This is a genomic window from Enterococcus sp. LJL128 (genome assembly GCF_056924295.1).
Genome location: NZ_JBXPBP010000003.1, coordinates 200825 through 215583 on the forward strand (window position 1 = coordinate 200825; position 14759 = coordinate 215583).

Genomic DNA, 14759 nt, shown 5'->3' on the forward strand with positions numbered 1-14759 from the left:
TTCATTCCTTAACTAAGTAGTCTGTTACTAAGGAGGCGGTTTGTATGTCAGATGTTCAGATTCTATTGGTAGAAGATGAAGAAAGCTTGGCGAGCTTTATATCAGAAGAGTTGAGATTTGAGGAATACGCAGTGCTTCATGCCAAAGACGGTGGTGAAGCCTTAGAACTTTTTGAGGCGCATCAAAATGAACTGACGTTGATTTTATTAGATTGGATGCTGCCCAAATATGATGGCATCACAGTTGCCAGGAGAATTCGAAAGAAAAGCAATATCCCGATTATTATGATGACCGCTCGAGATCAGCTCAGCGATAAAGTAACCGGGCTGGATGTTGGGGCAGATGACTATATTACAAAGCCTTTTGATATCGAAGAGCTTTTAGCAAGAATAAGAGTCATTCTACGTAGAAATCAACAGCTGGAACAGTTGAAGAAAACACCTTCTATTTATCAGTATCAGGATTTAATTATTGAGCCTTCAAAGCATATTGCACAACGTTATGGTGAGTCTATTCAGCTTACGCAAAAGGAATTTGCACTGCTGACTGCTCTGATGAAACGACCGGAGGAAGTCTTAAGTAGAGGTGAGCTGCTCAATGAAGTTTGGGGCTACGATTATTTTGGACAAACCAATACTGTAGATGTGTATATTCGTTCTTTGAGAAATAAAATGGATTATCAAAAGGAGACACGGCTAATTCAAACTATTCGAGGTGTGGGGTATATTTTGAGGGCAGCAGATGAAAAATAAAAAAAGACAGAACAGCTGGCGTAATAGTAGCCGCCATCAATTATCGGTTCGTTTTACTTTGTTGCTTTCAGCAGCAATTTTACTGTTAAGTTTTTCAATTGTAGCTGTTTTGACTAGAGAATTGTATGATTCTACCAAAAATCAGGCAGAGATGCTGACTGAAACGATGGAGAATGCTGATACTGAGAATCAAGCGAAATGGCTGGATTTTCTAGAGACTTACACTTCTGGAGATAGCTCCCCTTATTTGGTGCGGGTGACTTTGAGTTCTGGGGAAGTTATATTTTCACATGAAGCTAAGACTGTGTTCAATCACTTTTCCAGTATGAAGCAGCTGTTCTTTTTAGATAATATATTATGGGACAGTGATGGGGATCCCTATTTTTACACCACCATGGCTAAGGATGGGGCAACGGCTGCCATTCTGGTGGATATCGAAGATCAGTTTGAATTGATTCAAAGCGTACTTATCCTCACTAGTATTCTAACGATTGTAATTTTACTAATTGGCTCTATTCTTATTTATCGGTTTGCCAATGTATTTAGCCGTCCGTTGCGCTTAATGAATGAAGAAATCGGAGAGTTGAGCAGAACGGAAGAGCAAGAGGGAGTATTGACTGTTCCGAACAGCCCGCAAGAGGTCAAGTATGTTTCTGAATCCTTTAATGATTTGCTGATGAAGCAGCGAAATTCCATGGAAAGAGAAAAGCAATTTGTAACCGATGTTTCCCATGAACTGCGGACGCCGCTAGCTGCTATTCGCGGTCATGTAGACTTAATTAATCGAAGAGGAACTAAGCATCCTGAGGTCATTCCTAAATCAATTCATTATATTGATTCTGAATCGAGACGTATGACAGTAATGGTTGAACAACTGCTGGTATTAGGTCGAGGCGAACAAAAAGCTTCTTCCATGCTTCATTTTTCAGCTGTTTTACAGCTAATGCTTGATGAGCTGCAGGTGATGATCCAGCAAGAGATAGTGACAGAAATTGATGAGCAGGTTTACCTTGAAATAAATGAAGATAATTTACGACAGATTATTCGTAATTTGATTGAAAACGCAGCTAAATACACAACAATAGATGGAAAAATCTTTATTCGTCTCTTGCAAAAAAAAGAATCAGTCGACTTTGAAGTGGCAGATACAGGACTTGGCATTACTGAAGAGGATAAAGAACTTATATTTAACCGCTTTTATCGGGCGGATCGTTCCAGATCTAGTCGAATTTCCGGTTCAGGCGTTGGATTAGCCATCGTCCAAGAGCTTGTTAAGCAGTATCATGGATCAATAGAGGTATTGGATAATGCACCTCAGGGAAGCCGTTTTATTGTCCGCTTTCCAATAAAAAAATAAAATGAAGATTTCTTCATAAAAGTTTTATTTTTGTTTGGATTTTATACGTTCAGCTTCTGATACTATAGAGTTATCAAAGCAATATAATTAGCTGATTTTAGAAAATATTTACTAACAGCTGCTTTAATTTCAAAAAAGAAGGGAACGATTAAAATGAAAAAAATAGGAATAATAGGACTAGTTACCTTAGGTGTGCTTTTGACAGGGTGTACTGCTAATCGAAATGAGCTGCCGCCAGAGAATCGGAACAGCAATTCAACTACGAGTAAATCTTCAGAAGCAGCAGAGTCATCTCAAACCAGTGAAGCGCCTGAAAACACAACGGAGGCAACGAGTGGGGCATCTGTTCAAACAGGCTCTGCCTTAGAAGGGATTGAACGCTCAGCAGAAGAGGCCATTAAAGCCTATCAAGAGGCATACCCCGATACATCTGTGACATCGCTGGAGTTAGATACTTCATTTGGCAGTTATTATTATGAAGTCAAAGGAATGGATGACAACGCGGAGTATGAAGTGAAGATAAATGCCAAAACCGGCGAGCTGGCCAAAGAAAAAGAGGAACGGCTTGACGCCGATGAACAAAATGGGGTTGAACTGAAAAGTGAAGAGCTCTCTCTCGAGGGGATTTTGTCAATTGATGAGGCTGCCGCTGCGGCACTGAAAGCAGTTGGACAAGGCGAGGCAATTGAATGGTCATTGGAGAGAGAAATGTCTACTACCTATTGGGAAGTAAAAATTGTGAATGGACGTTCTGAAGCATCTGTCAAGCTAGATGCAAAAACCGGAGCAATTTTGGAAACAGAAATGGATGACTAAAAAAAGTTTATCTTAAAGAGCGTGGAGGATTGGTCCAGCTCAAGAAAATAAGTCGGAATATATTGAAAATGAGCGTACCTCAAGCAATCATTTTCGGATATTCCGGCTTATTTTTAATAGGATACTTTTGAAAGATAAGGATTAAAGCTTCTTTTATTCAGCTTAACCAATGTTCCAGTCTCATTTTTAGAAAATATTGGATAAGGTTTCAATAATTAGCTGAAAATTTAGAACTGTTAGACAGATGGTACAGCCCCAGCCTAAAATGCTGACCCACAAAGGATTTTTGAAACGTTCACCCATAATTTTTTTCGAGCCGGTAAAGTAAACCAAAGGAATCATGGAAATTGGTAAGGCAATACTTAAAAATACTTGAGAGTATATAAGCAAGCTGTCTAAAGCTGCTTCATTGCCGCCAAAGTATATCGTGCAAAGTAAAACAGGAACAACAGAAAGCAGACGAGTGATGACTCTGCGTGCCCAGGTAGGTATTTTCATATGAATAAAGCCTTCCATAACAACTTGACCAGTTAGTGTTCCTGTAATAGTAGAATTTTGACCAGAAGCCAGCAAGGCAACCGCAAAAAGCGTACTCAACACAGGGCTGGCAACGGCTCCAGCAATCGAAGAATCCTGCAGAGCATTGTATAGAGAGGAGAATGTTCCTAGTTCTTCTCCATGGCCAAAGAAAAGAGCACTTCCAAGAATTAATAAGAGACAGTTAATAATAAAAGCAGCGGAAAGCTGGATATTTGAATCCCAAGTGGCAAATCTAACCGCTTTAGCTGTATGTTCTTCATCCTCCCGGTCATATTTTCTTGTTTGAGAGAGAGAAGAATGAAGATAAAGGTTATGAGGCATGACGGTTGCCCCTACAATCCCCAAAGCCATGGTGAGTTGTCCGTGATTCAAAATCTGCCTTTGAGGAATGAAACCTTTTAAAACGTCAGGAATATTTGGCTGAGAAATAATTACTTCATAAAGAAAAACCGCCATAATGACTGTAATTAAGGTGATAACAATGGCCTCGATTTTTCGAAAGCCCAGCTTCATCAAAAACAACAGCAGCAAAACATCGAAAATTGTTAAAACTACACCGACTATCAAAGGGATACCAAACAGCAAATTCAAGGCAATTGCTCCTCCGATAACTTCAGCAATATCTGTGGCCATAATTGCCAGTTCGGCAACAATCCATAAAACAAAGCCCAACTTTTTACCAGTATATACTCGAGTAGCTTGTGCCAAATCAAGGTGAGTGACGATCCCCAGCTTAGCCGCCATATATTGAAGCAGCATTGCAATTAAGCTTGAAAGAAGAATGACGGACATTAGCAGATAGCCATACTTGGCACCACCGCTAATAGAAGTAATCCAATTTCCGGGATCCATGTAGCCTACCGCAACAAGAGCGCCAGGACCAGAAAAGGCCAGCAGATTTTTCCAAAAGCTTCCTGAGTTTGGTACGGCTACTGAATTATTTATTTCAGACAGACTAGGTCCGTTCGCATCTTTTAGAAATTTATGGTAGTTATGTTGTGATTGTTCATCCATGTAGCTCATCTCCTTTTTAGGTGTACCTAAAACTGATTAAATAATAGTCCTAAAAATCATAGATTTCAAGCAAAAACACTTAGTTAAAGGAAAGAAAAAAATAAAATAGCTGATTCAGAATCAAAAAAATATGAGTAAAAAATAGTGTGATTGTTCTTGACCTAAAGTCGACTTTAAGTGGTATAGTAAAAGTAACTTATTTCGAAAGGGGTTTCATTGATGGAATATATAAAATTAGGAACAACTGGTATGGATATTTCTAGGATTTGTTTAGGAGCAATGAGCTTTGGGGATCCGGAACGCTGGCTACACAAGTGGGTTTTAGAAGAAGAAGACAGCCGAATAATTATTAAAAAAGCGCTGGATCTGGGGATTAATTTTTTTGATACAGCTAATGTTTATTCTCTTGGACGCAGCGAAGAAATTCTGGGAAAAGCGTTAAAGGATTACGCAAATCGAGATGAAATTGTACTTGCAACCAAGGTACACGGTAAAATGCATGAAGGACCGAACGGCTCAGGTTTATCAAGAAAGGCAATTCTTTCTGAAATTGAACACAGTCTTAAAAGACTTCAAACAGAATATGTTGATGTCTATATTATTCATCGCTGGGACTACGATACGCCTATCGAAGAAACGATGGAGGCGCTGCACGATGTAGTAAAATCTGGAAAGGCCCGTTATATTGGCGCTTCTGCGATGTATGCCTGGCAGTTTCAAAAGGCGCAGAATATCGCAGAGAAAAACGGCTGGACGAAATTTGTCTCTATGCAGAATCATTTAAATCTTATTTACCGTGAAGAGGAAAGAGAGATGATTCCCTATTGCCAATCAGAAGGGATATCTTTGACGCCTTATAGTCCGTTGGCCTCTGGCAGACTAACAAGGGATTTATCAACTCAAACAAAAAGAGGGGAATCCGATGCGATTGCCCGCTCAAAATATGATCAGACAGCAGAAAAAGACCAGCTGGTTATTGAACGGGTAGCAGAGCTGGCTGAGAAATATCAGGTAAGTAGAGTTCATATTTCGTTAGCATGGCTGCTTCAAAAAGAATCGGTTGCTGCGCCAATTATTGGTGCAACGAAGCTGAGCCATGTAGAAACAGCAGCGGACGCCGTAAACTTCCGGCTTTCAGCAGAAGATGTCCTTTATTTGGAAGAACCCTATATTCCACATGCTATTGTCGGTTTTTCTTAGAAAGCATGAAAACAGTTCGATGAATAGTTGCCTGCTGAAACTGCCGGTAGCCGACACTAATAGTCTCGGTGGTTTACTGTTTAACGTGCTGTCTGATTCATTTTGGGCAGTTTCACTTGATTATTCGTCAGTAGTGACAATTCCTTTGTAGATGGCTTGTTGGGCCGGATGTTCCTTGCTATACTTTTTATGAAAGCGCAAACTTTGGCTGACTGCTTAGGTTTTTACTAAAATCAGAAATAGGATAAGATTGGCAACACGCAGCTGTTCTTGTCGAAATGCAGTAAAAAGAATGAGCAAGGAGAAGATAATTATGGAACAAGTGAAGCAGTTTTTTGATGAAATATTGGCTAACACAACCCCTGAGCGGCCGTTATGGAACAAGGAAGCAGCGGTGACCAGTTCGCCTAAGTGGAGCTATATTGACGGATGTATGGCCTTGGCTGTGTGGAAAATGTATGAAGCGGAGCAAACAGACGATTACTTACGCTTTCTTGATGAATTCATTGACTTTTATGTTGAAGAGAACGGTGAAATCCTTGGTTATGATAAAGAAGAGCATAACTGTGACAATATCAATGAAGGAAAAGTGCTGTATCCTTTATTGGAGCAGACAAAGAAAGCGAAATACGACTATGCACTAAAAAAGCTATATGAGCAGCTGCTGGAGCAGCCAAGAACCCCGGGAGGCAACTTCTGGCATAAAGAAATTTATCCAAATCAGATTTGGCTGGATGGATTGTATATGGTTCAGCCTTTTTACAGTCAATATGATCAAATCTTTAATAGTGGCGTTAATCACGCTGATATCTTTCAACAGTTTCAGCAGGTTTATCAGCTGATGCGTGATCCTCAAACAGGATTATTCTATCACGGAGTGGATGAAAGCCGAGAAGCTTTTTGGGCAGACGCAAAAACCGGCTGCAGTCAAAACTTCTGGACGAGGTCACATGGCTGGTACGCGATGGCACTGGTTGATACCCTTGATTACTTTGATCCTGAGAACCAAGAGGAATACAACGAGCTCATTCGTCAGTTCCAAGAGCTCTTATCTACTCTTCTTAAATATGCGGATGAAAAGACCGGCATGTTCTATCAAGTAACGGATCAGGGAGCAAGGGCAGGGAACTATCTTGAAACAAGCGGCAGCTGTGCTATTGCTTATTCTCTGATGAAAGGAGCACGAAAAGGCTATCTTCCTCTTAATTATTTTGAACGGGGAGCAGAGCTTTTGGAGTCAATCGTTCATCACAAGCTGATAAAAACAGAAGCAGGATACGTATTGCAGGATATCTGTTTGGTTGCTGGCTTGGGAGGAATGCCGGGGCATGGCAGTTATAAAGTACGGGACGGCAGCTATGCCTACTATATTTCCGAGCCCATTGTGGAAAATGATGCTAAAGGAATTGCTCCGCTGGTTTTTGCCTATGCGGAATATATTCAAAAAAAACATTGAAGTAATTTAATCGTTTATATAACACCGAAAAATTGTTTTGAATGGTAATAAATAACAATTCTAATAAAAAATAAAACAGAAAAGCCGAGCAGTTAAGTAATTCCTGGAGGGATTACAAGCTGCTCAGCTTTTTTTATGCAAAAGGTCTGATAATAGAGAAAACTATATAAATAATAATAGCATAATTCTTCTTCAGATAAAATTATTATGTTTAAAAAAATTAATTTTTTTTGATAAAAATAGCAAACTTGGTATATTTATTTACATTCTTTTAGTAGAACCTGAAAAATTTAAGCATTTGTTAAAAAGCCTTGAATCGTTCCGACAATTATTGGAATAAAGCTGTCGATAAAACCGAGAATGAGTGCTGTTTTTTGTAAAAGTGTCAATTCCTTAAATTGTTTTGCAAAACCAATCAAAAGTAATATTGCTCCAAAAAAACTGATAAAACTAGCAACAACGTAAATATTCTACATTTATAATTGAGGTCGAGACAAAAGTGTTTAGCTCCGAGAACCAAGTAGGTACTGTTCAACATCAGCTCATCCCTCGCTGTGTTTCACAGCAATAAGACGAATTATCCGAAAATTGTCAAGAAACACTACAAGGGAACCGAGTAGATGTTGATTGATACCTACCTGGAGCTTTTCATATTTTTGAGATAGTTCGGCTTATTTCCGAGAGAGCTACTTTTGGAACGCCGTTTATTCGGATTTTAGAGAAAGAAGAGTTCGGGAATTTACTTATGTCCCAAACTCGTTAAATAATTCGCATAATTTCTAGAAAAAAAGTCATCGATTGCTTAAGCATTCGATTTTTTTCCTTTTTTAACAGATTGATATTTCCAGATTATTCTGACTATATTTCTGCAACACTAATAATATTTAGTAAAAATAAAATGTCTGATTGAGCATAAATCATACATGATAAGATTAAAGTGTTCCAAAGTAGGCACTAAGTCCAAGGTTAATGACAATAATAGCACCAAAAATGACTGCTGCAGAAGACTGCTTCGTACTAAGTAAACAGCACACTACAATTCCAAAAAGCAAGCATTTTAACGCCACAAGCCACAGCCCTTCAAGACGATAGCTTGAAGATGGCGCACACCAAATACTCCAAATGACAATTGTTAGTATTGGTGCTAACAAACCAGCTGTAACACGAATAATTTTACTGGAGTGAAGAGTGAATCCCCAATATCCCAAAATAAATATAGCAAATATTTCTATCAGAAAAGCAATTGCTATATTACTATTTTTAATTAAGTTCATTACGTTCTCCTTTTTTATTATATATTTTATCACTAGCAACTATAAGAACAATATCATACAACTAAGCACAAAAGTTACTAGGCTAAATGGTGTCATAATTTTGTGTTCTTTCTTACTTTTCGTTAATAGTCCGTTAAATAAAACAGCGAAGAAAAGGAATATAGGTGTTAAGTTTATTAAACTTCTGTCAAACTGATTAAATGCTGAAATATGAATCAATTGACCATGGTTAAGATAACTAATGCCAACAATCGTCCAAATGAGCAAGAGAAAGAAGCTGACAATTCTTACTTTGAATGGCAGCACGATATTTTTTCCACCTAGTACATATTCGCCAAAGGGAAAACCAAATATTAATAGTAGATGAAGTAAGGCATTGAGAAAAAAACTGATTGCAATTATTATGTTAAGTATTTCTGTCATCGTATTCTCCTTTAGTATTAACTGGTTTGAGTATATAATAATAAATTGGATGGTACAATTACGCACAAAAAAGTAAGTAGCTAGTGGAGGTTGAGATTTGAAATCAGAAAAAGAAAATAAATGCATTGTTGCAGATTATGGTTTTGAAAATATAGAAAAATTATTAACTATGATAGGTGGCAAGTGGAAAATACAAATTATTTATCACTTGAGTGGGAACGCTAATATTAGATATGGACAACTAAAAAGAAAAATTCCTGAGGTCAGTCATAAGATATTGTCGGCTCAGCTTAAAGACTTAGAGAAAGACAAACTAATTTCAAGAATAGAATACAATGAAATTGTGCCTAGAGTAGAATATTTGCTTACAGAGCTTGGAAGAAGTCTTTTGCCAGTTTATGAAGTATTTGGAAAATGGTATGAGGAAAACAGAGATGTTTTAGAAATGAGATAAAAATAAAAGGGAGCTGTGATATTATACCTCAGTCCATTTAAACTCGGATAAATGGTGTTTCAAAATTAATTTCTTCGACAATACGGTAAAACTCGTAAAAATCTGTGGAAAAATTTTAGCCGTATTGCTTGAAGCTGACCATTTCTTATACGCAGGTTCTATGACTAAATGATTGGTGAACTAAGTAGAGTGATCTAGTTTGTCCCTCAAGGTGCCTCAATAAATAATGGCTCTATAATATTTTGCGTTGGTGGAAATTCCTAAAGGAAAACGCACTAACAGTTTTTTGAGTGTTCAAACACAAAAAAGGAACAACTAACTGATAAAATGAAATCGACTAAAACCCAAATCATCAGAAATATTGTTCCCTATGGATAAGAAAACCAGAAAATTACTTGGACTAACAGATAAACACCTCTCCTTTGGAGAGGAGTGGCTTGAATACAGACAGATGAAAGGAGTTCAGGCTCAAGTCATCAAAGCCACACTTACATATAGACCCACACATTGCGAAAGATGTGACCTAAAAAATCAAGGTCAAATTATCACTAATGCTTTTCTTTATTCTTTCTCCAATGGGGTGACAGAAGGACTAAACAACAAGATGAAAGTAATCAAGCGTGTTGCCTATGGTTATCGCAATTTCTATCATTTTTGTTCGCGTATTTATAGTATTCAAGGTCTTATTTTTCACAACATGAAAAAGAAAAACAAGCGAATAGTTCCGCAGCTCTATAGGCAAATCGGGAATGAGCAGTTCTACTTGTGTAGAAACATTTAGTGGGATGGTATGCGTACGATGATAGATGAATGTGCAGCATTCATACCTTATATTGGAGCTAGCTGTCCAACTACGAATATACCTTACGAAGCCTGCCTCTGCGATTACTCGAGGCAAAGCATAATGAACTTATAGGCTTAGCTGCCCAAATCATTCGCGCTGTTTTCCTTTTCTCTAAAAAAGAACTTGAAACAAAATCAGAGGTTTCTCTGTTCTTTTGTTCCAAGCTCTATCGTTCTATTCAGTTTTTTGTCCTACCAACACATTTTGACGTAGAACCTAAATAATCGACCCACAAGCCACTTCTGCCCTTTTTAATATGATAGGAGATAGTTTGCAGGTCGATTATTTTCATTCTGCTTGGTGCCGGGAACCCGCCATGGGTGTCTGTCTTAAGCTTAATCCTGTCTAAATCAAACAACGGACAGCTAGAGAAATTATCAATTGTTGCAGTCCTACAATCAGCTGTTTTTGATTAAGCCTTAACAGCTTTGATAATCAGCATCATGGGTCTGCGTAGCTCATCCTTCATTCCAGGGATATTCAGCATATTTTCAGGGGGCATAGGCTCGACAACTCGTTCCAGTTGGAATCCATTTTGCAGGAGTCCATCAATATAAGTTGTTAGAGTCTTGTGATATTTAGTAACCTGTTCACCTAGAAATTCAGCAGTTCTTTTGCCCTCGTAAAAATAGTTATCTACTGGAAACGAGCTAATTTCTCCTTGATCATCATACAGCCAATCTTGTTTTCCTTCAGCTGTAAATATCGGATGCTCTACAGAAAAAACAAAGGTTCCACCGGATACTAAAAATTTTGCGACGTGCTGAGCAACAAGCTCGAATGACGGAATATAGTGCAGCGCTAGAGAGCTTAGCACAATATCAAAGCTATCTTCCGGAAAATCAACATCTTCAATCCCTGCATGAAGATATTTTACCTGAGGATAGTGTGTTTTTTCTTTTGCAATAGCCAACATCTTTTCAGATAAATCAACACCAATCACGGAAGCAGCTCCTTGTTCCGCGGCATAAATACAATGCCAGCCATAACCGCAGCCTAAATCCAACACCCGTTTTCCCGAAAAGGCGGGGAGTAACGTTTGAAGTGTCTGCCACTCGCCAGCTCCGTCAAGCCCTTTTTTTGAACGCTCCATTTGGCTGTACTTCTCAAAAAATGTTTGTTTGTCATAATGGTTTTCTTTCATTTGATTTCCCTCCATGTAAATTACTTAGCTAGTCCTTTATCTACATGGAGCGAATTCTCTTTTATGGGCAATCATATCATCACCTATTTCTATTTTGATACCTGTATTCTAGCATAAAGAAGTAAAGACCGCTATGATGAGAAAGCATTTGTACAAAAAAGTTAAATGAACAACGGAAATGATTTTAGTGAAAGAGACATGACTTGAGGATTGCTAAACCAATTATACAAAATAAAGCAGAAATTTTTCTAAATTCCTAACCAATCATTACACTCTCATCGGGATATTTGAATTTGCCAGTCTGTTTGTTGCCTCTTGCCAGCAATGAAAAACCAACAGTAAAAATACCGACCCGGCCAATGTACATCAAAAGCATAATAATAATTTTTCCTGCTGAAGATAGTTCTGGTGTTAGTCCCATAGTTAAACCTACTGTGCCAAAAGCAGAAAAGACTTCAAAAGCGATATACTCAATCCCGTAATAATCAGGTATTTTTTCGGTGATTGAAAGAATCATAATTGAAACAACACATAATGATAGAGTGAGAAAGAACAATGTAAGTGCTCTGAAAACAGCCGTACTGCGAATCGTGCGCTCATGATATTCAGCTCGTTCACGACCTTGAAATAAAGATTTTATCTGTATTACAAGGATTGCAAAGGTCGTGGTTTTTAAACCGCCGGCTGTAGAGCCCGAAGTTCCACCAATGTACATCAAAAACATAGTGGCTATTAAGCCGGCATTTGTCATATTTAGATAATTAATCGAATAATAGCCTGCAGTTCGCGGAGTTACAGACATAAAGAATGTGTTCGCAAGGCGATCAATGAAATTTGTTCCCTCGGTTAGATTTCCAGCATTTTGCTCAGTAAAGAAAAAGATAATAAACCCGCCAACCAATAGCCAGAAAGTAGTAATTAGGGCAATTCTGGTGTGAAGAGAAAGCCGCTTGCGCTCACGGTAAAGTAAGATATCCTGCCAGACAATAAAACCAAGTCCGCCCGAAATAATCAGCAAGCCAATAACCAATAATAAATACGAATTTGATTGGTAAGGAACCAGACTGTCCCCAAGCAGGTCAAAACCAGCGTTACAAAAGCTGGATATTGAATGGAAGATACTATAGAATGTTCCTTTTCCCCAGCCAAATTCAGGAATGAACTGGAAAGAAAGTAAGATTGCTCCTAACAATTGGATAAACAGAGCCAGCTTTAAAATATAAATCATTAGGCGAAAAGCTCCGGACATATCATCTAAATTCAATGCTTCCCTCAGCAGCATTCTGGTACTAAGAGATACTTTTTTTCTTAAAACAAAATAGAAAATTACTGGAAGCGTCATAAATCCTAAGCCGCCAAGCTCAATTAAAAGCATAATCAGCAGATGTCCAGCTGGATTCCAATGGAGAGCAGTATTTACTGTTGTTAATCCGGTTACGCAGACCGCAGAAGTAGCAGTAAATAATGCATCAATAAAAGGTGTTGCTTCTCCACTGCGGGAAAAAATTGGTAGAGAAAGCAGAATTCCGCCAGTAAAAATAATCAGAAAAAAACCTAAAGCCAGTACTTGAACGACTGAAAAATGTTTTTTAGATTTCATAGTAGGTGTATGTGTCCTTTACAATAGTTTTTGATTTTTCTAGTGTATCACTTTCCTTCAAATATTTCAGCCTTTAACTCAAAATAGAATAAAAGGAAATTACTGTTTTTTTCCAAAGAAAAAGTTATCGGTTAGACAGGGGAGAACAAAGAGAGGTGGCAACCGATTAGACAAAAGGAAGTAGGGGAATAGTATCAAGCCTATACTAGAATTATATGTACATACAAACAGTCAGCAATTTATAGAGCTTTGATTTTTTTTCTGATTTCCTGTAGACTAAATAAGGTTTGATTTGCAGTGGTCAGAGAAATAGTGAATAGGGTACCTGATTACAGCTGTATCTAGGCAGTAATATATCCGTATCTGACCAATAGAAGGAGAAAGACAAAATGGATATTTATTTGAAAAAAGCAGTATTACATATTATCGACAGAGAGACGGGGACACCAGTTTTCTCAGAAAACGAACTGGATTTAACAACTGAATATATTCGGATTTATTTGACAAATAAAGTGAATAAGCTGTCGACCGCTCAGACAAAAACTGGTATCTTGATTCAGGAAAGCAGCTTTGTTGATAAGATGAACGGTATTCCCACTGATTTTATTTCAAAAAGCCAGCAGCTTGTTCAGCATTGGTATGACATTTATTCCAGTAGTGAAGACGGACCGAGTGCTGATATTCTGGTTATTCTCTATGAAGAAGATACCATCCTGCATTTAGCTATGCTGAAGCTGAACTACAAAGAAAACTATACGCATTTCGTAGATTATGAAAATGAGTCAGTTTACAACAAGCTGATTATCAACCGGGCAATTCTGCCGTCAAAAACGCAGAAGCCAGACGAAGGCATCATTATCAATTTAGATACGTTGAGCTATGAGCTGTTGGAAAAAAGGTATGAATTCTCAGGTGAGAAGCTTTGGTATTTTTCTGAAAAAGTGATTGAATCTCAACCGGCTCCTTCTTTGGAGGAAAATATCAAAGAGATAAAGAAAGCTGTGAAACGTATCGGTAAGAAATATGATGAAGATGAGTTCGAACTAATTGCTTCGGTGAAGGAAGCTGTTTATGAAAGTATCGAAGAGACTGGCACCATCGATAATCAGCAAATTGCCGAGCAGGTTTTTAAAGAGAATATCTCGGCACGAATGGCTTATCAGGAAGAAGTCAATGAATCAAAGTTTGTTGATAAAACACCACCGGTACGTGAAGCAAGGGAAATATCAGAGAAAAAATTCGGCAAACAGAAGTTGAAAATGGATAATGGAATTGAATTAATCGTTCCTATTGAAGTTTACCGCAATAGTGATTTAATTGAATTTGTAAACAATCCTGACGGGACTGTTTCAATTACCTTGAAAAATATTGAAAAAATCAGTAATCAATTATAAAGAATCGATAATGCTTTTAGAAAAAAATCAGAGACTGCTACATAGTTATTTCGACTATGCGGCAGTCTCTGGTTTATTTTATTTAATTAGAATCATTCTTGATTTTATCCAAGGCTTTTTCCGGTACTTCTTTTTCAGAAACTTCCTCCCAGCTAAGTACACCTTTACGTTCATTAACGGTTAGCTTCAAATAAGCACCTATGCGCAAAGGATCTTCTCGCACTTCGTTCATTTTTTGCAGAGTTTGATTTCCGTCCTCATCATAAGCTTTTTGCTCATAATGATAAGTGGTGTATTTTTGTCCTCGGGTATCTATATCTTCAGTGGCTTTTCCGGTTTCTTGAATTTCTGTATAGTAGGATGTGCCGCCAAAGTAGTAATTATAGGCATACCAGGAACCTCCTCCAATTAAAAGGAATACAATAAGTGCTGCGATTATTTTTTTCAATGTCCTCACCTCATCTCTTATTATCCTCGTTTTCGTTATTTTT

At 37.9% G+C, this 14759-nt stretch carries 14 protein-coding genes and 1 pseudogene; 8 read left to right on the forward strand and 7 right to left on the reverse strand.

The features are described 5' to 3' along the window. The first annotated feature begins 44 nt into the window (after positions 1 to 44). The 3 genes from AC1Z3K_RS06120 to AC1Z3K_RS06130 all read left to right on the forward strand — a co-directional run bounded on the left by AC1Z3K_RS06120 (position 45) and on the right by AC1Z3K_RS06130 (position 2925). A complete protein-coding gene (locus AC1Z3K_RS06120; RefSeq protein ID WP_461732167.1) occupies positions 45 to 752 on the forward strand; it encodes a response regulator transcription factor in 708 nt (235 codons plus the stop codon). Further along, on the forward strand, positions 742 to 2109 hold the full coding sequence (locus tag AC1Z3K_RS06125; protein ID WP_461732168.1) for a sensor histidine kinase: 1368 nt from the start codon (positions 742 to 744) through the stop codon (positions 2107 to 2109). The genes AC1Z3K_RS06120 and AC1Z3K_RS06125 overlap by 11 nt, the downstream gene beginning before the upstream one ends. A gap of 153 nt (positions 2110 to 2262) precedes the next feature. Beyond that, positions 2263 to 2925 carry a PepSY domain-containing protein gene (locus tag AC1Z3K_RS06130; RefSeq protein ID WP_461732169.1) on the forward strand — a complete coding sequence of 221 codons (663 nt, stop codon included), beginning with the start codon at positions 2263 to 2265 and terminating at the stop codon, positions 2923 to 2925. Between the two features lie 186 nt (positions 2926 to 3111). On the opposite strand, the gene AC1Z3K_RS06135 is transcribed toward AC1Z3K_RS06130, so the two are convergent. Beyond that, positions 3112 to 4479 carry an Nramp family divalent metal transporter gene (locus tag AC1Z3K_RS06135; RefSeq protein ID WP_461732170.1) on the reverse strand — a complete coding sequence of 456 codons (1368 nt, stop codon included), beginning with the start codon at positions 4477 to 4479 and terminating at the stop codon, positions 3112 to 3114. Positions 4480 to 4698: 219 nt separating this feature from the next. Between AC1Z3K_RS06135 and AC1Z3K_RS06140 the strand changes: the two genes are divergently transcribed. Continuing rightward, entirely contained in the window at positions 4699 to 5679 is a 981-nt protein-coding gene (locus AC1Z3K_RS06140) for an aldo/keto reductase (protein WP_461732171.1), read from the forward strand. Positions 5680 to 5992: 313 nt separating this feature from the next. After that, positions 5993 to 7135 carry a glycoside hydrolase family 88/105 protein gene (locus AC1Z3K_RS06145; RefSeq protein ID WP_461732172.1) on the forward strand — a complete coding sequence of 381 codons (1143 nt, stop codon included), beginning with the start codon at positions 5993 to 5995 and terminating at the stop codon, positions 7133 to 7135. Positions 7136 to 7425: 290 nt separating this feature from the next. Here the strand turns inward: AC1Z3K_RS06145 and AC1Z3K_RS06150 are convergent, their stop codons facing one another. The 3 genes from AC1Z3K_RS06150 to AC1Z3K_RS06160 form a co-directional block, all read right to left on the reverse strand. Continuing rightward, the gene (locus AC1Z3K_RS06150; protein ID WP_461732173.1) at positions 7426 to 7554 is read right to left on the reverse strand and encodes a hypothetical protein; all 129 of its coding nucleotides are present in this window, start codon (positions 7552 to 7554) and stop codon (positions 7426 to 7428) included. A 513-nt stretch (positions 7555 to 8067) separates the two neighbouring features. Next, positions 8068 to 8409, reverse strand: coding sequence for a YrdB family protein (locus AC1Z3K_RS06155; protein WP_461732174.1), 342 nt, complete (start codon positions 8407 to 8409; stop codon positions 8068 to 8070). A 39-nt stretch (positions 8410 to 8448) separates the two neighbouring features. Then, positions 8449 to 8832 (reverse strand): hypothetical protein, encoded by a 384-nt coding sequence (locus AC1Z3K_RS06160; protein ID WP_426081292.1) that lies wholly within the window; start codon positions 8830 to 8832, stop codon positions 8449 to 8451. 97 nt (positions 8833 to 8929) lie between these two features. Between AC1Z3K_RS06160 and AC1Z3K_RS06165 the strand changes: the two genes are divergently transcribed. Further along, the gene (locus AC1Z3K_RS06165) at positions 8930 to 9286 is read left to right on the forward strand and encodes a winged helix-turn-helix transcriptional regulator (RefSeq protein ID WP_426081294.1); all 357 of its coding nucleotides are present in this window, start codon (positions 8930 to 8932) and stop codon (positions 9284 to 9286) included. A gap of 451 nt (positions 9287 to 9737) precedes the next feature. Beyond that, positions 9738 to 9983 (forward strand): annotated as a pseudogene (locus AC1Z3K_RS06170) (transposase); the annotation flags it as partial. A gap of 559 nt (positions 9984 to 10542) precedes the next feature. Here the strand turns inward: AC1Z3K_RS06170 and AC1Z3K_RS06175 are convergent. Together AC1Z3K_RS06175 and AC1Z3K_RS06180 are read right to left on the reverse strand one after the other, a co-directional pair. Continuing rightward, positions 10543 to 11274 (reverse strand): class I SAM-dependent methyltransferase, encoded by a 732-nt coding sequence (locus AC1Z3K_RS06175; protein WP_461732175.1) that lies wholly within the window; start codon positions 11272 to 11274, stop codon positions 10543 to 10545. 256 nt (positions 11275 to 11530) lie between these two features. Further along, complete coding sequence (locus AC1Z3K_RS06180) at positions 11531 to 12874, reverse strand: TrkH family potassium uptake protein (RefSeq protein ID WP_461732176.1); 1344 nt, start codon at positions 12872 to 12874, stop codon at positions 11531 to 11533. Positions 12875 to 13263: 389 nt separating this feature from the next. On the opposite strand from AC1Z3K_RS06180, the gene AC1Z3K_RS06185 reads away from it, so the two are divergent. Continuing rightward, the gene (locus tag AC1Z3K_RS06185; RefSeq protein ID WP_426081297.1) at positions 13264 to 14268 is read left to right on the forward strand and encodes a nucleoid-associated protein; all 1005 of its coding nucleotides are present in this window, start codon (positions 13264 to 13266) and stop codon (positions 14266 to 14268) included. A gap of 82 nt (positions 14269 to 14350) precedes the next feature. Here AC1Z3K_RS06185 and AC1Z3K_RS06190 read toward each other — a convergent pair whose 3' ends face one another. Continuing rightward, positions 14351 to 14716 carry a YxeA family protein gene (locus AC1Z3K_RS06190; protein WP_426081298.1) on the reverse strand — a complete coding sequence of 122 codons (366 nt, stop codon included), beginning with the start codon at positions 14714 to 14716 and terminating at the stop codon, positions 14351 to 14353. Positions 14717 to 14759: the final 43 nt, after the last annotated feature.